Source organism: Pseudomonas sp. A-RE-22 (genome assembly GCF_019956035.1).
GTDB classification, from domain to species: domain Bacteria; phylum Pseudomonadota; class Gammaproteobacteria; order Pseudomonadales; family Pseudomonadaceae; genus Aquipseudomonas; species Aquipseudomonas brassicacearum.
In genome coordinates, this window is sequence record NZ_JAHBCZ010000003.1 from 57510 (window position 1) to 79501 (window position 21992).

Below are 21992 nucleotides of genomic sequence, written 5' to 3' on the forward strand. Positions count from 1 at the left end.
AACGAGTGTCCCTGATCGCTTCTGACCACTTCCGCATCGTTGTCGGTCTCGGCAAGAGCGGCATGTCCCTGGTTCGCTTCCTGGCGAACCGGGGCGTGTCGTTTGCCGTGGCTGATACGCGGGAAAATCCACCTGAGCTGGCCACGCTGCGCCGTGACTATCCGCAGGTGGACGTGCGTTGTGGCGAGCTGGACGTCGAATTCCTGTGCCGCGCCGATGAGCTCTACGTGAGCCCCGGCCTGGCCCTGGCGACTCCGGCCCTGCAGGCGGCCGCTGCCCGTGGCGTGAAATTGTCCGGCGACATCGAGCTGTTCGCGCGTAACGCCAAGGCGCCGATCATCGCCATCAGCGGTTCCAATGCCAAGAGCACCGTCACCACCCTTGTGGGCGAGATGGCCGCGGCGGCCGGCAAGCGCGTCGCCGTGGGCGGCAACCTTGGTACCCCGGCACTGGACCTGCTCAGTGACGACGTCGAGTTGTACGTGATGGAGCTGTCGAGCTTCCAGCTGGAAACCACCGACCACCTGGGCGCCGAAGTGGCGACCGTGCTCAACGTCAGCGAAGACCACATGGACCGCTACAGCGGCCTGCCGGCTTATCACCTGGCCAAGCACCGGATCTTCCGTGGTGCCCGGCAAGTGGTGTTCAACCGCCAGGACGCCCTGACTCGTCCGTTGTTGGGCGAGGGCATGCCGTGCTGGTCCTTCGGCCTGGGCGTGCCGGACTTCAAAGGCTTCGGGTTGCGCGAAGAGAATGGCGAGAAATACCTGGCCTTCGAATTCCAGAACCTGATGCCGGTGCGCGAACTGAAGATTCGTGGCGCCCACAACCAGGCCAATGCCCTGGCCGCGTTGGCCCTGGGGCATGCGGTCGGCCTGCCGTTCGACGCCATGCTCTCGGCCCTGCGCACCTTCGCCGGCCTTGAGCACCGCTGCCAGTGGGTGCGCGACCTGGACGGCGTGGCCTGGTACAACGACTCCAAGGCCACCAATGTCGGTGCCGCACTGGCGGCCATCGAAGGGTTGGGCGCGGACATTGAAGGCAAGCTCGTGCTGATCGCCGGCGGCGACGGCAAGGGCGCCGACTTCAAGGACCTGCGTGACCCGGTGGCGGCCAACTGCCGTGCCGTAGTGCTGATGGGCCGCGATCGCGAATTGATCGCCCAGGCCCTCGGCGATGCCGTGCCGCTGGTTCGGGTCGGTTCGCTGGACGAGGCGGTGCAACAGTGCCGCGCCCTTGCGCAACCGGGCGATGCGGTGCTGTTGTCACCGGCCTGCGCCAGTTTCGACATGTTCAAGAACTATGAAGAGCGTGGGCAGTTGTTCGCCCGGGCCGCGGAGGACTTGGCATGAGCCTGATGAACATCATCAAGCCGTACCCGTCGCCGCTGATCACCGGGCGCGGCATCGACCTGGATTTCCCGATGCTTGCCGGTTGCCTGGCCTTGCTGGGCCTTGGCCTGGTGATGATCACCTCCGCGTCGTCGGAAGTGGCCGCGGTGCAGTCGGGCAACACGCTTTACCACATGATCCGCCACTTGGTTTACCTGGTGATCGGCTTGGGTGCGTGCGTCGTCACCATGATGGTGCCGATCGCCACCTGGCAGCGCCTGGGCTGGATGATGCTGCTCGGTGCCTTCGGCCTGTTGGTGATGGTGCTGTTGCCGGGGATTGGCCGCGAGGTCAACGGCTCCATGCGCTGGATCGGTTTCAGTTTCTTCAACGTGCAGCCTTCGGAAATCGCCAAGGTCTTCGTGGTGATTTTCCTGGCCGGTTACCTGGTGCGTCGCCAGAAAGAAGTGCGCGAGAGCTGGATGGGCTTTTTCAAGCCGTTCATCGTGTTGCTGCCGATGGCGGGCCTGCTGCTGATGGAGCCGGACTTCGGTGCCACGGTGGTGATGATGGGTGCGGCGGCGGCGATGTTGTTCCTGGGTGGCGTCGGGCTGTTCCGTTTCATCCTGATGGTGGCATTGGCAGTGGCGGCTGTGACCGTGTTGGTCCAGGCGCAGCCTTATCGGATGGCACGTTTGATCACTTTCACCGACCCGTGGGCCGACCAGTTCGGTTCCGGCTATCAATTGACCCAGGCGCTGATCGCCTTCGGTCGCGGCGAATGGCTGGGCGTAGGCCTGGGCAACAGCGTGCAGAAGCAGTTCTACCTGCCGGAAGCCCACACCGACTTCGTGTTCTCGGTATTGGCCGAAGAGCTGGGCGTGGTCGGCTCCCTGTGCACCGTTGCCTTGTTCGTGTTCGTCTGCGTGCGCGGCATGTACATCGGCTTGTGGGCCGAGAAAGCCAAGCAGTTTTTTGCCGCTTACGTGGCGTATGGCTTGTCGTTCCTGTGGATCGGCCAGTTCCTGATCAACATCGGCGTGAACGTCGGCCTGTTGCCGACCAAGGGCCTGACGCTGCCGTTCCTCAGTTATGGCGGCAGTTCCCTGGTGATCTGCTGTGCCTGTCTCGGCCTGTTGCTGCGCATCGAATGGGAGAGTCGAACCCACCTGGGCAGCGAAGAGATGGAGTTTCAAGAGAGCGACTTCGCCGAGGAGCCGACTCATGGGCGCTAACGTGCTGATCATGGCGGGCGGTACCGGCGGGCACGTATTCCCGGCGCTGGCCTGTGCCCGGGAGTTCCAGGCGCGCGGATACACCGTGCACTGGCTAGGCACGCCACGGGGCATAGAGAACGAACTGGTGCCAGCTGCTGGCCTTGAGCTGCACCGGATCGACGCCAGCGGCCTGCGGGGCAAGGGCAAGTTGTCGTTGCTCAAGGCGCCGCTGATGCTGCTCAAGTCGGTCTGGCAGGCGCGGGCGATCATCCGTCGGTTGCGGCCGGTGTGCGTGGTGGGGTTTGGCGGTTATGTGACCGGTCCCGGCGGTGTAGCGGCGAAATTGGCCGGTGTACCGGTGATCGTTCACGAACAAAACGCCGTGGCCGGTACCGCCAATCGGTTACTGGTGCCGTTGGCCGCCCGGGTCTGTGAAGCCTTTCCCGACACCTTTACCCTGTCGGGCAGCCGCCGCACCACCGGAAATCCGGTGCGTACCGAGCTGTTTTTCGATACACCGCGCCCGGCCTTGGCCGGACGCAAGGCGCGTTTGCTGGTCCTGGGCGGAAGCCTGGGGGCCGAACCGTTGAACAAATTGCTGCCCGAAGCCCTGTCGCAGGTCGCCCCCGAACTGCGCCCGGAAGTGTTTCACCAGGCCGGCAAAAACCACGATGAAGTGACCGCCGAGCGCTACTGCGCCGCGGGTGTCGAGGCGCAAGTGCAGCCTTTCATCAAAGACATGGCCCAAGCCTATGGCTGGGCCGACCTGGTGGTCTGCCGCGCAGGCGCGCTGACTATCAGTGAACTGGCTGCCGCCGGTCTGCCTTCGATGCTGGTGCCTTTGCCCCACGCCATCGACGATCACCAGACCCGTAATGCCGATTATTTGGCCCGTGAAGGCGCTGCCTTCCTGATGCCGCAAAGAACGACTGGCGCCGCGGATCTTGCCGCCCGCCTGACAGAGGTTTTGATGCAGCCGCAACGACTTGAAGACATGGCCCGCGCCGCCCGCCGCCTGGCCAAACCCGATGCCACGACCCAAGTGGTCGATACCTGCCTGGAGGTGGCCCATGGTTGAGAATCGCAAAGCCATGCCGCAACCGGAAATGCGCCGTATCCGCCGCATCCACTTCGTCGGTATCGGCGGCGTGGGCATGTGCGGGATCGCCGAGGTGCTGCTGAACCTGGGTTACCAGGTCTCGGGTTCCGACCTGAAGGCCTCCCCGGTCACCGAGCGCCTGGAATCCTTCGGCGCGCAGATCTTTATCGGCCACCGTGCCGAGAACGCCGCCAATGCCGACGTGCTGGTGGTTTCCAGTGCCGTGAACACCTCCAACCCGGAAGTCGCCACCGCCCTGGAGCGCCGTATCCCCGTGGTACCGCGGGCCGAGATGCTGGCCGAGCTGATGCGCTATCGCCACGGCATCGCCGTCGCCGGTACCCACGGCAAGACCACCACCACCAGCCTGATCGCCTCGGTGTTCGCGGCCGGTGGCCTGGACCCGACTTTCGTGATCGGCGGTCGCCTGAACGCCGCGGGCACCAATGCCCAACTGGGCACCAGCCGCTACCTGATCGCCGAAGCCGACGAGAGCGATGCGAGTTTCCTGCACCTGCAACCGCTGGTGGCCGTGGTCACCAACATCGACGCCGACCACATGGCGACCTACGACGGCGACTTCAACAAACTGAAGAAAACCTTCGTCGAGTTCCTGCACAACCTGCCGTTCTACGGTTTGGCGGTGGTGTGCCTGGACGACCCGGTGGTGCGCGAAATCCTGCCGCTGATCAAACGTCCGACCATGACCTACGGTTTCGGCGAAGAAGCCGACGTGCGCGCAATCAACGTGCGCCAGCAAGGCATGCAGACGTTCTTCACCGTGCTGCGCCCTGATCGCGAGCCATTGGATGTGTCGGTGAACATGCCCGGCAACCACAACGTGCTCAACGCCTTGGCCACCATTTGCATCGCCACCGACGAAGGCGTCAGCGATGAAGCCATCGTTCAGGGCCTGTCCGGGTTCCAGGGCGTGGGCCGACGTTTCCAGGTCTACGGTGAACTGCCGGTGGACGGCGGCAACGTGATGCTGGTGGACGACTACGGCCACCACCCGACCGAAGTCGCGGCGGTGATCAAGGCCGTGCGCGGCGGCTGGCCGGAGCGGCGCCTGGTGATGGTCTACCAGCCGCACCGCTACAGCCGCACCCGCGACCTGTACGACGACTTCGTCCAAGTGCTGGCCGACGCCAACGTGCTGCTGTTGATGGAAGTCTACCCGGCCGGTGAAGAGCCGATCCCGGGGGCCGACAGCCGCCAGCTGTGCCACAGCATTCGCCAGCGCGGCCAGCTGGACCCGATCTACATCGAACGCGGCGTGGACCTCGCGCCGCTGGTCAAGCCGCTGCTGCGCGCCGGCGACATCCTGCTGTGCCAGGGTGCCGGTGACATTGGGGGCCTGGCTCCGAAACTGTTGAACAGTCCGTTATTCGCCGGGGCAATCGTGGCTTCCAGCGAGGGGAAACTGAAATGACTGCTGCCTACGCCAACCTGGTCTCGACCCTTGATCCGAAAGCCTTCGGCCGCGTTGCCGTGCTGTTCGGCGGCAAGAGCGCCGAGCGCGAGGTGTCCCTCAAGTCCGGCAATGCCGTGCTGCAAGCCCTGCAAAGCGCCGGTGTCGACGCATTCGGCATCGACGTGGGCGACGACTTCCTGCAGCGCCTGCTGAGCGAAAAGATCGACCGCGCATTCATCATCCTTCATGGTCGCGGTGGTGAAGACGGCAGCATGCAAGGTCTGCTCGAATGCCTGGGCATTCCCTACACCGGCAGCGGCATCCTGGCTTCCGCCCTGGCGATGGACAAGCTGCGCACCAAGCAGGTCTGGCACAGTCTCGGCATTCCGACGCCGCGTCACGCCGTGCTGGCATCCGAGGCCGATTGTATTTCGGCGGCCACGGAACTGGGCTTCCCTTTGATCGTCAAACCGGCCCATGAAGGTTCAAGTATCGGCATGGCGAAAGTGAATTCGCTGCCTGAGTTGACCGCGGCATGGAAAGACGCCAGTTCCTACGATTCGCAAGTGTTGGTCGAACAATGGATCACCGGTCCCGAGTTCACCATCGCCACCCTGCGTGACCAGGTATTGCCTCCGATTGCGTTGGGCACGCCCCACACGTTCTATGACTACGACGCCAAGTACGTCGCCAACGATACCCAGTACCGCATTCCCTGCGGGCTGGACGCCGCCAAGGAAAAAGAACTGATGGACCTCACGGCAAAGGCCTGTGAGGCGCTGGGTATCGCCGGTTGGGGCAGGGCAGACGTGATGCAGGACGCCGATGGGCAGTTCTGGTTCCTGGAAGTCAACACCGCGCCTGGCATGACCGACCACAGCCTGGTGCCAATGGCGGCGCGCGCCGCCGGTCTGGATTTCCAGCAACTGGTGGTGTCGATCCTGGCCGCCAGTGTCGGCCATCAAGAGCCAAGAGGTTAAGCCATGCAAGGCGCATCGCTTCGTCATCAGCCATCCGCACCCGGTCGCAAGCCGGTGCCGCGGGGTGCCAGCCGAATGGTGGCCAAAGAGCCGATGTCGGCGCGCTTGCCGAAAGCCAATTTTGGCTTTCTCAAGAGCCTGTTCTGGCCGGTGCTGCTGGTGGCGTTGGGGTTCGGTACGTATGAAGGCGCGCAACGGTTGCTGCCTTATGCCGACCGGCCGATCGCCCGGATCAACGTCCAGGGCGACCTGAGCTACATCAGCCAGCAGGCCGTGCAGCAGCGGATCGCTCCGTTCGTCGCGTCGAGTTTCTTCACCATCGACCTGGCGGGCATGCGCAAGGAACTGGAGCAGATGCCTTGGATCGCCCACGCCGAAGTCCGCCGGGTGTGGCCTGACCAGGTGTCGATCCGCCTGGAAGAGCAATTGCCGGTGGCCCGTTGGGGCGACGAGTCGTTGTTGAACAACCAGGGCCAGGCGTTTACGCCGCGGGAACTGGCCAACTATGAACATTTGCCACAACTGTTCGGCCCACAGCGGGCCCAGCAGCAAGTGATGCAGCAATACCAGGTGTTGAGCCAGATGTTGCGGCCATTGGGCTTCTCCATCGCGCGCCTGGAATTGCGCGAGCGCGGCAGTTGGTTCCTGACCACTGGCGCGGGTAGCTCGGGGCCGGGCATCGAGCTGTTGCTCGGTCGCGGCAACCTGGTGGAAAAGATGCGCCGCTTCATCGCCATCTATGACAAGACGCTTAAAGAACAGATTACGAACATTGCGCGCATCGATCTGCGCTACGCCAACGGCCTGGCTGTTGGCTGGCGGGAACCTGTAGCGCCCACGACGGCCGTACCCGCCGTCGCGAAGAATTAAGAAGAGGCAGGACCCATGGCAAACGTGCAAAGCGGGAAAATGATCGTCGGTCTCGATATCGGCACTTCCAAGGTGGTGGCGCTGGTAGGCGAAGTCGCGGACGACGGCACGCTGGTCATCGTCGGGATCGGTACACACCCGTCCCGTGGCTTGAAAAAAGGCGTGGTGGTGAACATCGAGTCCACCGTGCAATCGATCCAGCGCGCCATCGAAGAGGCGCAGCTGATGGCCGGTTGCCGGATCCACTCGGCGTTCGTCGGCGTGGCGGGCAATCACATCCGCAGCCTGAACTCCCACGGCATCGTGGCCATTCGTGATCGCGAAGTCAGCTCCGCCGACCTTGAGCGCGTGCTCGACGCGGCCCAGGCCGTGGCGATCCCGGCGGACCAGCGTGTGCTGCACACCCTGCCGCAGGATTACGTGATCGATAACCAGGAAGGCGTGCGTGAGCCCCTGGGCATGTCCGGCGTGCGCCTGGAAGCCAAGGTCCACGTGGTGACCTGTGCGGTGAACGCTGCGCAGAATATCGAGAAATGCGTGCGCCGGTGCGGCCTGGAAATCGACGACATCATCCTCGAGCAACTGGCTTCGGCCTACTCGGTGCTGACCGACGATGAGAAAGAGCTGGGCGTGTGCCTGGTGGACATCGGCGGCGGCACCACCGACATCGCGATCTTCACCGAAGGCGCCATTCGCCATACGGCGGTAATCCCGATTGCCGGTGACCAGGTGACCAACGACATCGCCATGGCGTTGCGCACCCCGACCCAGTACGCCGAGGAAATCAAGATCCGTTACGCCTGTGCCCTGGCGAAGCTGGCCGGTGCTGGCGAAACCATCAAGGTGCCAAGCGTTGGCGACCGTCCACCGCGCGAGCTGTCGCGCCAGGCCCTGGCCGAGGTGGTCGAGCCGCGTTACGACGAGCTGTTCACGCTGATCCAGGCCGAACTGCGTCGCAGTGGCTACGAAGACCTGATCCCGGCCGGCATCGTGCTGACCGGCGGTACGTCGAAGATGGAAGGCGCGGTCGAGCTGGCCGAAGAGATTTTCCACATGCCGGTGCGCCTGGGCGTGCCCCATGGCGTCAAGGGCCTGGATGACGTGGTCCGCAACCCGATCTATTCCACCGGCGTGGGTCTGTTGATGTACGGCCTGCAGAAGCAGTCCGACGGGATTTCGTTCTCAGGCATCGGCAGCCGCGACAGCTACAGCAGCGACGAGCCGAAGGCTCCGCTGTTCGAGCGGCTCCAGGCTTGGGTCAAAGGCAACTTTTAAACAGTTTCAAAGCTTCACGCGGCAGGTTTCAGGCTTGGCGCTGGAAGACGCAGCAAACGCAGTAGGCGAAAAAACTAGAGAATGAAAGGAGAGGGAAAATGTTCGAACTCGTAGACAACATCCCCGCTAGCCCGGTTATCAAAGTAATCGGTGTCGGCGGTGGCGGCGGCAACGCTGTCAACCACATGGTCAAGAGCAACATTGAAGGCGTTGAATTCATCTGCGCCAACACTGATGCCCAGGCACTGAAATCCATCGGCGCGCGGACCATCCTGCAATTGGGCACTGGCGTGACCAAAGGCCTGGGCGCCGGCGCCAACCCGGAAGTCGGTCGTCAGGCCGCTCTCGAAGACCGTGAGCGCATCGCTGAAGTCCTGCAAGGCACCAACATGGTGTTCATCACCACGGGCATGGGCGGCGGCACCGGTACTGGTGCGGCGCCGATCATCGCCGAAGTGGCCAAGGAAATGGGGATCCTCACCGTTGCGGTGGTGACTCGTCCGTTCCCTTTCGAAGGCCGCAAGCGTATGCAGATCGCCGACGAAGGTATCCGTCTGCTGTCTGAAAGCGTCGACTCGTTGATCACCATTCCCAACGAGAAGCTGCTGACCATCCTGGGTAAAGACGCAAGCCTGCTGTCGGCTTTCGCCAAGGCTGACGACGTACTGGCCGGGGCCGTTCGCGGTATCTCCGACATCATCAAGCGTCCAGGCATGATCAACGTCGACTTTGCCGACGTACGGACTGTCATGAGCGAAATGGGCATGGCGATGATGGGCACTGGCTGCGCCAGCGGTCCGAACCGTGCACGCGAGGCCACCGAAGCGGCCATCCGCAACCCGTTGCTCGAAGACGTGAACCTGCAAGGTGCACGCGGCATCCTGGTGAACATCACCGCCGGTCCTGACTTGTCCCTGGGTGAGTACTCCGACGTGGGTAGCATCATCGAAGCCTTCGCTTCCGAGCACGCGATGGTCAAGGTCGGTACCGTTATCGATCCGGACATGCGCGACGAGTTGCACGTTACCGTGGTTGCCACCGGTCTGGGCGCGAAAATCGAGAAGCCTGTGAAGGTCATCGACAACACCGTTCACACCTCCATGGCTTCGCAACCGCAACAACAAGTGGCTTCGCGTCAGGAAGCGCCTGCGGTGAACTACCGTGACCTGGACCGTCCGACCGTCATGCGAAACCAGGCCCAGGCCGGTACAGCGACTGCCGCGAAGATGAATCCGCAAGACGATCTGGATTACCTGGACATCCCGGCTTTCCTGCGTCGTCAGGCCGATTGATGAAATGTATCAGGGGGATACGGGTGATTGGTGTTCAGCAAAGGTCTGGTCTGCTATCATCGCCAGCCTTTGTTGATACCAGTTCGCAATTTGCGCTGAAGCGGCCCATGCCATGATTAAACAACGCACCCTGAAGAATATTATCCGTGCCACAGGTGTCGGCTTGCACTCCGGCGAGAAGGTCTACCTGACCCTCAAGCCCGCGCCTATCGATACCGGCATTGTGTTTTGTCGTGCCGACCTCGACCCTGTGGTGCAGATTCCTGCTCGCGCGGAAAACGTTGGTGAAACCACTATGTCGACCACTCTGGTCAACGGTGACACCAAAGTGGATACGGTGGAGCATTTGCTCTCGGCCATGGCTGGCCTGGGCATCGATAACGCCTACGTCGAGCTCTCCGCGTCCGAAGTCCCGATCATGGATGGCAGTGCCGGACCCTTCGTATTCCTGATTCAATCGGCTGGCCTGGAAGAGCAGGATGCCGCCAAGAAGTTCATCCGCATCCTGCGGGAAGTGACAGTGGAAGACGGCGACAAGCGTGCCACTTTCGTCCCTTTCGAAGGTTTCAAGGTGAGCTTCGAGATCGATTTCGATCACCCGGTTTTCCGTGACCGCACCCAGAGTGCAAGCGTGGATTTTTCCAGCACTTCGTTCGTAAAAGAAGTCAGCCGCGCCCGTACCTTTGGTTTCATGAGTGATATCGAGTACCTGCGCAAGCACAACCTCGCACTCGGCGGCAGTGTTGAAAACGCGATCGTGGTCGATTCCGATGGTGTATTGAACGAAGACGGCCTTCGCTATGAAGACGAATTCGTCAAACACAAGATTCTCGATGCAATCGGCGACCTCTACCTGCTGGGCAATAGCCTGATTGGTGAGTTCAAGGGCTTCAAGTCCGGCCATGCACTGAACAACCAGCTGCTGCGCAAGTTGATTGAGCAGAAAGATGCTTGGGAAGTCGTGACGTTCGAAGACGCCAGCACCGCACCAATCTCCTACATGCGCCCTGTTGCGGCCGTGTAGGCAAAAAAACCTCTCTAGTTTTTGAAGGCTGCCTTTGGGTGGCCTTTTTTTATGGGCGCTTTCTTGGTGTTTATATCCGTTACCGCAGCAACGGATATACACACTAAGTGAACAGCCACAGGGAAAGCGTCACATCGCACAAACCACACGATTTCGCCCACTGGCCTTGGCCTGGTACAGCGCCTTGTCCGCCGCGAACAAAAGTTGTTGGAGCTCGCCATACGGCCCGTTTACCCAAGTGGCGATGCCGATACTGACCGTCATCGGCGCTTCCCCCTCGGCCACAGGCAGCAACTGTTCAACTGCTTCGCGAATGTTCTGGGCCATGGTGAACGCGCCAGCGGTGGTGGTCTCGGGCAGCACAACCGAGAACTCTTCACCACCGTAGCGCGCTGCCAGGTCGGCGGGGCGACGGACATGCTTGCTGATCAACTGCGCCAAGGTTCGCAAGGCCTCGTCACCCCGTTGATGGCCATGACGGTCGTTGAATGCCTTGAAGTGATCGGCATCGATCATCAGCACAGACAACGGTTGGCCCGAACGCTGGGCACGCAGCCATTCCTGTTGCAACGTCTCGTCCAGTGTTCGTCGGTTGGCCAGTCCTGTAAGGGGGTCGACGGATGCCAGTTGGGCCAATTCCCGTTCAGCTCTGTAGCGGCGTCGCAATTCGCGGCGCAGCAGCCAGGTGAGCCAGAGCAAACCGATGCACAGTGCGCCAGTGGCGCCACTGACCAGCAATGCCGTGCGTTGCCATGACGCGAACACCTCTTGAGAGGAGAGCGCCACCACGACGATCAATGGCAAGTTGCCCACCTGGGAAAAAGTGTACAGGCGCGGCTTTTGATCCTGGCCGGAAATGCTGGTGAAACTCCCATTGCCTTCGCGCAGGATTCGCATGAAATTCGGTCGGTGACTGAAGTCCTTGCCTGTCAGGTCTTCGGCCAAGGGGGGCTCTTGTGCCAGGAGGATACCGTCGCGGCTGACCAGATTGACCGTCCCCCCATGACCGATGTTCAGACTCTTGAACAATTGGTTGAAGTAGCTCAGGCGCATCGCGGCCTCGGCCACGCCCATGAACTCACCCCGTTCGTCGCTCAATCGATAGCTGAAACTGATGCGCCATTCCTGCCCATGACTTCTGGAGTGGAACGGGCGGCTGATCATCATGCCCGGGTTCGGATCTTGGATATGGGACTGGAAATACTCCCGATCGGCATAGTTGCCTATGCGCGGCGTGATCGAGGCGGAGTCAGCGATCACATCGCCGCGTTTGTCCAGCAGCAGGATGTCGCCTTTATAGGGGGCGGCGGTGGCGCGGTCGAATAGCGCCAGATGGCGGATCGCTGGCGAAACGTCTTTCAGGTCTTCGCGTTTGGCGGCCTTGACCAAACCTTGCAGCGACAGATCGTAGAGCTCCACGTTACGCAGCACATCGGCGTCAATCAGTTGCACGATATTGTTCGCCGCACGTGTTGCTGCCTGTTGTGCGGCGGCATGTTCGCGAATCAGCAGGAAAGTCACGATGCTCAGGATGGCAATGACAACCAGCGAACTGGCCAGTACGAGTACCCGTTCTGAACGTATCGAAGACGGGGTGTTGCCGGGTGTCGCACTGCGCGCGCTCATGGGTCCGATGTCTGCATTGTGATGTGGCTGGGATCCGTCCCAAAGGATTGCAAACCGGCAATGAACCAGATGCTGGCCTTTTGCTGATTGTGCTTGGATCGGTGAGGGCGGGCAATCAGTGTTTGCGCAATAACCGGGTAGGAGCTGCCGAAGGCTGCTATCTGTTGATTTTGATCGAGTTGGCTTTCGCCCAGCATTCAATGCTGGAAAAGATCGAACCTTGTGGCTGCCTCAGGCTGGCAAGCGGATCCCGAACGTGTTGGCGCCCTGGTCGCTGAGCACAAATACATCGCCACCATGCATCAGCGCGATGGCCTTGACGATGGCCAGCCCCAGCCCATGGTTGGCGCCACTGTTGCTGCGCGAGGCATCGACGCGATAGAAGCGTTCGAACAGGCGCGGCAGGTGCTCGCCGGCAATCGGTTCGCCGGGGTTGGTGACCGCGAGGGTGATCTGGTCGCCAAGGGCTTCGATGCGCACGTCGATCACTTGCCCGGGGGCGGTGTGCTGTACGGCATTGCTCAGCAGGTTGATCAGCGCCCGCCGCAGGTGGGCGATCTCGATGTTGGCCTGGGCATCGCCGCTGACCCGGACCTGGACCTGGGCGTCTTCGAGAATGAAGTCCAGGTAGTCGAGGGTGGTGGCCACTTCGCCGGCCAGGGAGGTGCTGGTCAGTTTGGTGGCCTTGCTGCCTTGGTCGGCGCTGGCCAGGAACAGCATGTCGTTGATGATCGAGCGCAGCCGCTCCAACTCCTCGAGATTCGATTGCAGTACTTCGAAGTAGTGTTCGGCCGAGCGCCCACGGGTCAGTGCTACCTGGGTCTGGCCGATCAGGTTGGTCAGGGGCGAGCGTAATTCATGGGCGACGTCGGCGTTGAACGATTCCAGCCGCGAGTAAGCCTGTTCGACCCGGTCTAGGGTGGCGTTGAAGGAACTGACGAACTGACTCAGCTCCGGCGGCAAGGGCGACAGCTGCAAGCGCCCGGACAGGCGGGGCGGGGCCAGGCGCCGGGCTTCATCGGACAGCTTGATCAGCGGCTTGAGGCCGATGCGTGCGACCCAGTAGCCCAGCAACGAAGCCAGGAACACACCGACAATCGCCAGGCTCACCAGTGCCACCAGCAGGCGATGCTGGGTCTGGTAGAAGGTCTCGGTATCGATGCCGATCATGAAGCGCAGCGGCGGACGCTGGTCCTTGGCCGGGAATTGGCTCACCAGCACTTTCATCGGGTAGTGTCGTTGGGGCAAGGTCAGGTCGCGCTTACCCAGGGCGCCTTGGGCAAAGGCACGGATCTGCGCATCGGGATTGCCGTATTCAAAGCGCGGATCGTCGCTGACGATCCAGAAATGGATGCGTTTGTCTTCTTCGCCGAGCAATCGCAGCTTGTTGTTGATCTTCACCCAGTGTTCAGGCGTGCCGTAGCGGCCAACGGTGGACTCCAGGACACTGTAGCGGGCATCGAGCTCGGCTTCGGGCAACAGGCCCAGGCCCTTGGCGACCTGCTGGTATAAAGCGCCCCCGATCAACAGGAACACCAGTGCGGCCACCAGCGTGAACATGCCGCTCAAGCGCAGGGCGATGCTGTCAGGGACGGTCATCGCTGCGACTCTCCAGCACATAACCCATGCCGCGAATGGTGTGCAGCAACTTCTGTTCGAACGGCCCATCGAGCTTGGCTCGCAAGCGTTTGATCGCCACTTCCACCACGTTGGCGTCACTGTCGAAGTTGATGTCCCAGACCATTTCGGCAATGGCGGTTTTCGAGAGGATTTCGCCCTGGCGGCGGGCCAGGACACTGAGCAGGGAGAACTCCTTGGCCGTCAGGTCCAGGCGCTGGCCGGCCCGTGTGGCCTTGCGGCTGATCAGGTCGATCCACAGGTCGGCGATGCTCACCTGCACCGGTTCATGGCCGCCGCTGCGACGAGTCAGGGCTTGCAGGCGGGCCACCAGTTCGAGGAAGGAGAAAGGCTTGCCCAGGTAGTCATCGGCGCCGTCGCGCAAGCCCTTGATGCGGTCCTCGACCCGTTCCCGGGCGGTAAGCATGATCACCGGTGTCTGCTTGCGGGCGCGCAGGGCTCGCAGTACGCCGAAGCCGTCCAGGCCCGGCAGCATTACGTCGAGCACGATCACCGCATAGTCGGTTTCCAGGGCCAGGTGCAGCCCCTCGATGCCGTCCGGCGCCACGTCCACGGTGTAACCCTGTTCGGTCAGGCCGCGGTGCAGATAGTCCGCGGTTTTTTCTTCGTCTTCGATAATCAGAACGCGCATGGCCCTGCCTCAGTGGTCTGTGCTCGCCAGCGCCGCCGTCGGCGCCGACCCTGGCTGATGGGCGGGTCGATGGAACAGTCGCTCCAGCCACAAGTATATGACCGGTGTGGTGAACAGCGTCAGCGCCTGGCTCACCAGCAGGCCGCCCACCACCGCGATGCCCAGGGGTTGGCGCAGCTCCGCGCCGGGACCATAGCCGAGCATCAGCGGCAAGGCGCCGAGCAGGGCGGCCAGGGTGGTCATCATGATCGGCCGGAAGCGTGTCAGGCACGCCTGGAAAATCGCCTCCTGGGGCACCATGCCTTTGTTGCGCTGGGCGTCGAGGGCGAAGTCGATCATCAGGATGCCGTTCTTCTTGACGATCCCGATCAGCAGCACCAGCCCGATCAGCGCCATGATCGAAAAGTCCTGGCCCAGAAGCCAGAGCATGATCAGCGCACCGAGGCCGGCCGAGGGCAGGGTAGAGATGATCGTCAACGGGTGCACGAAACTCTCGTAGAGCACGCCGAGGATGATGTACACGGCCACCAGCGCGGCGAGAATCAGCCATGGCTGGCTGGCCAGGGAGCTCTGGAAGGCCTGGGCCGCGCCCTGGAAGTTGCCGGTAATGGCGGCGGGCATGCCGATCTCGTTCTTCGCCTGGTCGAGCAGGCGCACCGCGTCCCCCAGGGCCACGCCGGGCGCCAGGTTGAATGACAGGTTGGCGGCCGGGAACATGCCATCGTGGGCAATCGACAGCGGGCCGTTGCTCGGCGCATCGAAGCGGGCCAGGGCCGAGAGCGGTACCATTTCCCCACTCAGTGGCGAACGCAGGTAGAAATACGCCAGGCTTTCTGCCTTGCCGCGTTGCTGGGTGTCGAGCTCCAGGATCACGTTGTACTGGTTGGTCTCGGTCTGGAATTCATTGATCTGCCGTTGGCCGAAGGCGTCGTACAGGGCTTGGTCGACATCGGTGGCGGTGAGGCCGAAGCGCGCCGCCGCGCTGCGGTCGATGTTGATGTGGGTGATGCTGCCACCCAGTTGCAGGTCGTTGGAGATGTCACGGAACGCCGGGTTGCCACGCAGCTTGTCGGTGAGTTTTTGCGTCCAGGCGTTGAGGCTCGGCCCGTCGTTGCTCTTGAGCACGTATTGATATTGGGCGCGACTGGGGCCGGAGCTGAGGTTGATGTCCTGCCCGGCCCTGAGGTACAGCACCACGCCGGGAATTTTCAGCAATTGCGGGCGAATCCGGTCGATGAAGCCGCTGGCCGACACGTCACGCTCGCCCCGGGGCTTGAGGGCGATCCAGAAGCGGCCGTTGGCGATGGTCTGGTTATTGCCCGAGACGCCGACGGAGTGGGAGAAGGTCTGCACCGCCGGGTCGGCGGCGACGATGTCGGCCAGGGCCTTGTGCTTGGCGACCATGTCCGGGAACGATACGTCGGCGGCGGCTTCGCTGGTGCCCAGTACCAGGCCGGTGTCCTGTACCGGGAAGAACCCCTTGGGAATGAACACGTAGCCCACCACCGCCAGCGCCAGGGTCAGGCCGAACACGCCGATCATCAGTTTTTGATGGGCCAGGGCCCGACGCAAGCCGTGCTCGTACCAGCCCAGCAGACGCTCGCCGAATCCCATCTTGCTGTGGGCATGATGTACCGGGGCACGCATGAACAGCGCGGCCAGGGTCGGCGCCAGGGTGAGCGACACCACCACCGAAATCAGAATGGTCGAGGTGGCGGTCAGGGCAAATTCCTTGAACAGTCGCCCGACCACGCCGCCCATGAACAGCAGTGGAATGAACGCGGCTATCAGCGAGAAGCTGATGGAGACCACGGTGAAGCCGATCTCACCAGCCCCCTTGATCGCCGCTTCGCGCATGCCGTCACCGGCCTCCAGGTGCCGGTGGATGTTCTCCACCACCACAATCGCATCGTCCACCACGAACCCCACCGAGATGACGATCGCCACCAGGGTCAGGTTGTTCAGGCTGAACCCCATCACGTACATCAGGGCGAAACTGGCGGTCAGCGACACCCCCAGCACCGCCGAGACAATCAGGGTCGCCGAGAGCTGACGCAGGAACAGCGCCATCACCGCGACCACCAGCAGCACCGCGATCAGCAAGGTGATCTCCACCTCATGCAACGAGGCGCGGATGGTCTGGGTGCGATCGATCAGGACCTTGACCTGCACGGCGGCGGGCAACATGGCTTGCAGGGTGGGCAGGGCCGCCTGGATGCGGTCGACGGTCTCGACGATGTTCGCTCCCGGTTGCCGGAAGATCACCAGGTTGACCCCTGGTTCGCTGTCGGACCAGGCCTGGACGTAGGCGTTTTCCGAGCCGTTGACGACCTTGGCGATGTCCTTGAGGTGAACCGGTGCGCCGTCCTTGTAGGACACGATCAGCTCACCGTACTCCTCAGGCTGGAACAGCTGGTCGTTGGTGGACAGGGTGGAAATGCTCGAAGCGCCGTACAGGGCGCCCTTGGCCAGGTTGAGGCTGGCCTGCTGGAGCGCCAGGCGGATGTCCGCCAGGGTCAGGCCGATGGCGGCGAGCCGGTCGGCCGAGGCCTGGACCCGGATCGCCGGACGCTGTTGGCCGGAGATATAGATTTGTCCTACGCCGTCGATCTGGCTGATCTGACGCGAGAGCAGGGTTTCGACGTAGTCGCTCAGCTCGGTGCCGGGCATCAGGGAGGAGCTGATGCTGAGGATCAACACCGGGCTGTCGGCGGGATTGACCTTGCGCCAGGTCGGCAGGTTCGGCATGTCGTTGGGCAGTTTGCCGGCGGCGGTGTTGATCGCTGCCTGCACTTCCTGGGCGGCGGTGTCGATGCTTTTATCGAGGCTGAATTGCAGGATCAGGTTGGTCGAGCCCAGGGCACTGCTGGAGGTCATCTGGGTGATGCCGGGAATGGCACTGAATTGCACTTCCAGCGGCGTCGCCACTGACGAAGCCATGGTTTCGGGACTGGCCCCAGGCAACTGCGCGTTAACCTGGATGGTCGGGAATTCGGCCTCTGGCAACGGCGCGACGGGCAGGCGAGGAAACGCGATCACGCCCAGCAGTACCAGGGCAAACGTAAGCAGCACCGTGGCGATGGGGTGGTCGATACACCACGCCGAAACCGAGCCGCGGCCCTTCACGGTTGCGGCTCCGTGGTCTTGGCCAGGGCGGGCGGATCACTGAGCACCTGGATGTGGCTGCCTGGCTTGAGTCGTGACTGACCGTCGCTCACCAGTTGATCGCCAGCGTTCACCCCCTTGATGATGTGCATGTCGCTGTCCTGGTAAACCATGACCACCGGCACGCTCTCGACCTTGTCGCCCTTGATCCGGTACACGAAGTGTTGCTCCAGCCCACGCTGGACGACGGTGGGAGGCACCACCAGGGCGTCCTTGTCGAGGGCGGTCTGGATTTTCAGCGTCACCAGTTGCCCGGGCCACAGCCGTTGCGCGGCGTTGTTGAATTCAGCCTTGGCCCGCAGGGTTCCGGTGTTGGCGTTGATCTGGTTGTCGATGAGGCTCAGGCGCCCCTCGCCGAGCAGTTCCCCGGTGGCGCCGTCGGCACCGATATAGGCCTTGACCAAGGCTTGCTCGGGCGCCGCGATCAAGCGTTGCAAGGTGGGCAGCATTTGCTGGGGCAGGGAGAACTCCACGGCGATCGGGTCGATCTGGGTCACCGTGAACAGGCCTTCGGTGTCGCTGGTGCGCAGGAAGTTGCCTTCATCCACGTTGCGAATGCCGACGCGACCGCTCACCGGGGAGCGGATCTGGGTGTAGGACAGTTGCACCTGCGCCGAGTCGATGGCCGCCTGGTTACCCTGGGCGGTGGCCTTGAGCTGGTTGACCAGCGCCTGTTGCTGGTCGTAGGTCTGCTTCGAGACGCCGTCATCGACGCTCAGCAATTTGTAGCGCTTGAGATTGACCTGGGCCACCGCCAGCTGCGCCTGGCTCTCGCCGAGCTGGGCCCGGGCCTGGTCGAGGCTGGCGCGGATCGAACGATCGTCGATGGTCGCCAGCAGGTCACCTTTCTTGACCAGTTGCCCCTCCTTGACCAGCAGCCGGGTGAGAATGCCGTCGATCTGCGGCCGGATCACCACGCTGTGCAACGACAGGACCGTACCGATGCCGCTGGCAAAGCGCGGCACATCCTTTTGCACCACGCTGACGACCCGCACCGGAACGGCGGCGGGAGCGCTGGGCTTGGCGGTCACGGGCTTGAGCACAAACCAGAGGACGAGGGCGGCCAGGGCGGCCAACAACACGACGAGCAGGACGGTTTTCTTCTGGGTGTGCATGGATATGAAGGGCCGGTTCGGGACACAGGAGTTTGAGCTTTCTTATATAGCGTTACGAGCCGGTCAGGAAGGTGACGGCTAACTGACAGGCTTGTCAGTTTTGTCCTGGCTTGCTGTCGGATGAATGGTTGTGCCAGATGAAACTGCCCTGCGCGCTGTGATATCGGGCAGGTATACTGCCGCCTTTCGCGGCTCGCCCTTCGGGCCCGACTTGCATGCATGACCCGGAGCCTTACATGACTTCCCCGACACTTTCGCCTGCGGATGAACTTCCCGGCGGCGAACAGGCCGATTTGTCCGACAGCGATGTTTCCAGCGCCGAGGACACCAAGGCGGCGATCCCTGCCTTCAAATTCCCGTTCAAACCCGGTGAACTGGCTGCGGCCAAGGGCGCCGGCCAGCAGCCGTGGTACAAGAACGGCGCCAAGAATGGCCATACCAAGACCCCGGGTGCCGCGCCTCCCGGCACACGTCGTTCGATGGGCAAGCGCTGACATCATCCTTCACGCACGGGGGCGACTTCAGTTCGCGACCCGTGCGCCTGCCAGGCTTCCACTCAATTCGTAAGCCGCCAGCTCAGACTGGTGCGCCGCGAGGATTTCCGGCAACGAGCCTCGCAGGTACTCGACCCAGGTCTTGATCTTCGCATCCAGGTATTGGCGCGACGGATAGATGGCGTAGAGGTTCAGTTCCTGGGAGCGGTAGTTGGGCATGACCCGCACCAACGTGCCGTTGCGCAAGCCTTCGATGGCCGCGTACACCGGCAATACCCCCACGCCCATGCCGCTGGTGATCGCGGTTTTCATCGCATCGGCCGAATTCACCAGGAACGGTGAGCTGTTGATGGTGACCATCTCCTGGCCTTCCGGGCCGTCGAACACCCATTTTTCCAGCGGAATGACCGGGCTGACCAGGCGCAGGCAGGCGTGGTTGAGCAGGTCGCCGGGTTTTTGCGGGCAGCCGCTGGCTTTCACGTAGGCGGGCGATGCGCAGACGATGCTGTAGGTGATCCCCAGGCGCTGGGAGACGAAGCCCGAATCCGGCAACTCGCTGGCGAGCACGATTGAGACGTCGTAGCCCTCGTCGAGGATGTCCGGCACGCGGTTGGCCAGGGTCAGGTCGAAGGTCACATCCGGATGGGTCTTGCGGTAACGGGCGATGGCGTCGATCACGAAATGTTGGCCGATACCGGTCATCGTGTGGACCTTCAACTGCCCGGCCGGTCGCGCATGGGCGTCGCTGGCCTCGGCTTCGGCTTCTTCGACATAAGCCAGGATCTGCTCGCAACGCAACAAGTAGCGTTTACCCGCCTCGGTCAGGGCAATGCGGCGAGTGGTGCGGTTGAGCAGGCGGGTTTGCAGATGGGCTTCCAGGTTGGAAACTGCGCGCGAGATGTTGGCCGTGGTGGTGTCCAGTTGCGCGGCGGCGGCGGTGAAACTGCCAGCTTCGGCAACACAACTGAACGCGCGCATGTTTTGCAAGGTGTCCATGGAGGGCTCTCTTGGGAGGTGGCAAATTGTGACACGAAGTTACAGAGCAGCGGGACCCGACTAATGGATTATCGCGTTAACGGTAACAAAGATTCACAGAAAGATCGGCTTATCGCCGGGTAGGGCGATGCCTAGAATTACCGTCAATCCTGGGTCACTGATTCCTGTGGGAGCCCTTGTGGGAGCCGAGCTTGCTCGCGATGAACGATGACGCGGTCCTGCTGTTAAACCGTGTCGTCCCCATCGCGAGCAAGCTCGGCTCCCACAAAGGCTCGCTCTCACAAGTTTTGCGTTAACAGGCAGCCATCCTCGTCGTCATGCTCCATCTCAGGAATTTTGCGCAAGTGCCGCGTTGCATCAGCAGAGAGCTGAAGACTCTCAGTGTTTGGGTTCTGACATTAACCATCAGCGGTTGCATCGGGACAGGCGGGATAGGGCCGCAAAGCCAGGTAATGCCGGCCGACCAACTGGCGACCGATGCCGCCATCCGCGAGGCGGCTCGCGACGCCCACTGGCCTACTCGCCAGTGGTGGCAAGTTTATGGCGATCGGCAGTTGGATCGCTGGGTCGACCTGGCCATGCAGGACAGCCCGAGCCTGGCCATGGCCGCCGCGCGGGTGCGCCAGGCCAAGGCCATGGCCGGTGTCGCCGAGGCCGCCGAGTCGCTGCAGATCAATGGCGAGGCGACCCTCAAGCGCCATAACTGGCCCACCGATCAGTTCTATGGCCCGGGCGAACTGGCCGACACCACGACCTGGGACAACAATGCCGCCCTGGGCTTGAGCTACGCCCTGGATCTGTGGGGCCGCGAGCGCAATGCCAGCGAACGGGCGGTTGACCTGGCCCATGCCAGTGTCGCTGAGGCGCGCCAGGCGCAACTGGAACTGCAGAGCAACATCGTGCGCGCCTACATCCAGTTTTCGCTGCACTACGCCCAGCGCGATATCGTCGCCGCGACCCTCCACCAACAAGAGCAGATTCTCGACCTGGCGCAGAAGCGCCTGGACGGCGGCATCGGCACCCATTTCGAAGTCAGCCAGGCCCAGGCACCACTGCCCGAGACCCACCGCCAACTCGACGCCCTGGACGAAGCCATCGCCTTGAGCCGCAATCAGTTGGCGGCCCTGGCCGGCAAGGGACCGGGAGAGGGCACGCAACTGCAACGCCCGACCCTGGCCCTCGGCGCGCCGTTGAAGCTGCCGTCGGCCTTGCCCGCCGAACTGCTCGGCCAACGTCCGGATGTGGTTGCCGGGCGTTGGCAAGTGGCGGCCCAGGCCCGGGGCATCGATGTGGCCCGGGCCGGGTTTTATCCCAACGTCGACCTGGTGGGTAGCCTTGGCTACATGGCCACCGGTGGTGGGGCGCTGGAGTTCTTGACGGGCAAGAAGCTCACCTACAACGTCGGGCCGGCGATCACGTTGCCGATCTTCGACGGCGGGCGCTTGCGTTCGCAATTGGGCGAGGCGGCGGCGGGTTATGACATCGCCGTGGCGCACTACAACCAGACACTGGTGAACGCCCTCAAGGGCATTTCCGATCAGTTGATCCGCCGCCAATCCATGGACAAGCAGCAGGCCTTCGCCGCCGAATCGGTGGCCGCAGCCCAGCGCACCTACGACATCGCAATGGTGGCGTTCCAGCGTGGGCTTACCGATTACCTCAACGTGCTCAACGCCCAAAGCCTGTTGTTCAAGCAGCAACAGGTGCAACAGCAAGTGCAGGCGGCGCGCCTGAGTGCCCATGCCGACCTGGTGACGGCGTTGGGGGGCGGGCTTGAGGCCGGCAACGACAGTCCTGACTTGGGCCACGTACGGTGAGCCATATT

General features: G+C 62.6%; 17 protein-coding genes. 11 read left to right on the forward strand and 6 right to left on the reverse strand.

The window, feature by feature from the left end; all coding sequences use genetic code 11:
• Positions 1-5: 5 nt before the first annotated feature.
• The 9 genes from murD to lpxC all read left to right on the forward strand — a co-directional run bounded on the left by murD (position 6) and on the right by lpxC (position 10502).
• On the forward strand, positions 6-1352 hold the full coding sequence (gene murD, locus KGA89_RS01925; RefSeq protein WP_212799089.1) for a UDP-N-acetylmuramoyl-L-alanine--D-glutamate ligase: 1347 nt from the start codon (positions 6-8) through the stop codon (positions 1350-1352).
• A complete protein-coding gene (gene ftsW, locus KGA89_RS01930) occupies positions 1349-2566 on the forward strand; it encodes a putative lipid II flippase FtsW (RefSeq protein ID WP_411740630.1) in 1218 nt (405 codons plus the stop codon). Before murD ends, ftsW begins: the two co-directional genes overlap by 4 nt.
• Positions 2556-3626: an undecaprenyldiphospho-muramoylpentapeptide beta-N-acetylglucosaminyltransferase gene (gene murG, locus KGA89_RS01935; RefSeq protein ID WP_223470384.1), complete on the forward strand. Its 1071-nt coding sequence runs from the start codon at positions 2556-2558 to the stop codon at positions 3624-3626. Before ftsW ends, murG begins: the two co-directional genes overlap by 11 nt.
• Positions 3619-5079, forward strand: a complete 1461-nt coding sequence (murC, locus tag KGA89_RS01940) for a UDP-N-acetylmuramate--L-alanine ligase (protein WP_003205345.1) — start codon at positions 3619-3621, stop codon at positions 5077-5079. Before murG ends, murC begins: the two co-directional genes overlap by 8 nt.
• Positions 5076-6041, forward strand: coding sequence for a D-alanine--D-alanine ligase (locus KGA89_RS01945; RefSeq protein WP_003205344.1), 966 nt, complete (start codon positions 5076-5078; stop codon positions 6039-6041). The genes murC and KGA89_RS01945 overlap by 4 nt, the downstream gene beginning before the upstream one ends.
• 3 nt (positions 6042-6044) lie before the next feature.
• Positions 6045-6911, forward strand: a complete 867-nt coding sequence (locus tag KGA89_RS01950; protein WP_013694173.1) for a cell division protein FtsQ/DivIB — start codon at positions 6045-6047, stop codon at positions 6909-6911.
• 15 nt (positions 6912-6926) lie between these two features.
• Positions 6927-8186: a cell division protein FtsA gene (gene ftsA / locus KGA89_RS01955; protein ID WP_003205342.1), complete on the forward strand. Its 1260-nt coding sequence runs from the start codon at positions 6927-6929 to the stop codon at positions 8184-8186.
• 98 nt (positions 8187-8284) lie between these two features.
• Positions 8285-9478 (forward strand): cell division protein FtsZ, encoded by a 1194-nt coding sequence (ftsZ, locus tag KGA89_RS01960; protein ID WP_003205341.1) that lies wholly within the window; start codon positions 8285-8287, stop codon positions 9476-9478.
• 112 nt (positions 9479-9590) lie between these two features.
• Positions 9591-10502 carry a UDP-3-O-acyl-N-acetylglucosamine deacetylase gene (gene lpxC, locus KGA89_RS01965; RefSeq protein WP_003178240.1) on the forward strand — a complete coding sequence of 304 codons (912 nt, stop codon included), beginning with the start codon at positions 9591-9593 and terminating at the stop codon, positions 10500-10502.
• Between the two features lie 129 nt (positions 10503-10631).
• Here lpxC and KGA89_RS01970 read toward each other — a convergent pair whose 3' ends face one another.
• The 5 genes from KGA89_RS01970 to KGA89_RS01990 all read right to left on the reverse strand — a co-directional run bounded on the left by KGA89_RS01970 (position 10632) and on the right by KGA89_RS01990 (position 18677).
• Positions 10632-12128, reverse strand: a complete 1497-nt coding sequence (locus tag KGA89_RS01970) for a sensor domain-containing diguanylate cyclase (protein ID WP_027911426.1) — start codon at positions 12126-12128, stop codon at positions 10632-10634.
• Between the two features lie 231 nt (positions 12129-12359).
• Positions 12360-13727 (reverse strand): heavy metal sensor histidine kinase, encoded by a 1368-nt coding sequence (locus KGA89_RS01975; RefSeq protein WP_027911424.1) that lies wholly within the window; start codon positions 13725-13727, stop codon positions 12360-12362.
• Positions 13714-14397, reverse strand: coding sequence for a heavy metal response regulator transcription factor (locus KGA89_RS01980; protein WP_027911423.1), 684 nt, complete (start codon positions 14395-14397; stop codon positions 13714-13716). The genes KGA89_RS01975 and KGA89_RS01980 overlap by 14 nt, the downstream gene beginning before the upstream one ends.
• Positions 14398-14406: 9 nt before the next feature.
• Positions 14407-17523, reverse strand: a complete 3117-nt coding sequence (locus tag KGA89_RS01985) for a multidrug efflux RND transporter permease subunit (protein ID WP_223470386.1) — start codon at positions 17521-17523, stop codon at positions 14407-14409.
• A complete protein-coding gene (locus tag KGA89_RS01990; RefSeq protein ID WP_223470388.1) occupies positions 17520-18677 on the reverse strand; it encodes an efflux RND transporter periplasmic adaptor subunit in 1158 nt (385 codons plus the stop codon). The genes KGA89_RS01985 and KGA89_RS01990 overlap by 4 nt, the downstream gene beginning before the upstream one ends.
• Before the next feature lie 236 nt (positions 18678-18913).
• Between KGA89_RS01990 and KGA89_RS01995 the strand changes: the two genes are divergently transcribed.
• Positions 18914-19171 carry a hypothetical protein gene (locus KGA89_RS01995; protein ID WP_223470390.1) on the forward strand — a complete coding sequence of 86 codons (258 nt, stop codon included), beginning with the start codon at positions 18914-18916 and terminating at the stop codon, positions 19169-19171.
• A 27-nt stretch (positions 19172-19198) separates the two neighbouring features.
• On the opposite strand, the gene KGA89_RS02000 is transcribed toward KGA89_RS01995, so the two are convergent.
• Complete coding sequence (locus tag KGA89_RS02000; protein ID WP_003205334.1) at positions 19199-20167, reverse strand: LysR family transcriptional regulator; 969 nt, start codon at positions 20165-20167, stop codon at positions 19199-19201.
• A 344-nt stretch (positions 20168-20511) separates the two neighbouring features.
• Between KGA89_RS02000 and KGA89_RS02005 the strand changes: the two genes are divergently transcribed.
• Entirely contained in the window at positions 20512-21984 is a 1473-nt protein-coding gene (locus tag KGA89_RS02005; protein ID WP_223470392.1) for an efflux transporter outer membrane subunit, read from the forward strand.
• Positions 21985-21992 lie beyond the last annotated feature (8 nt).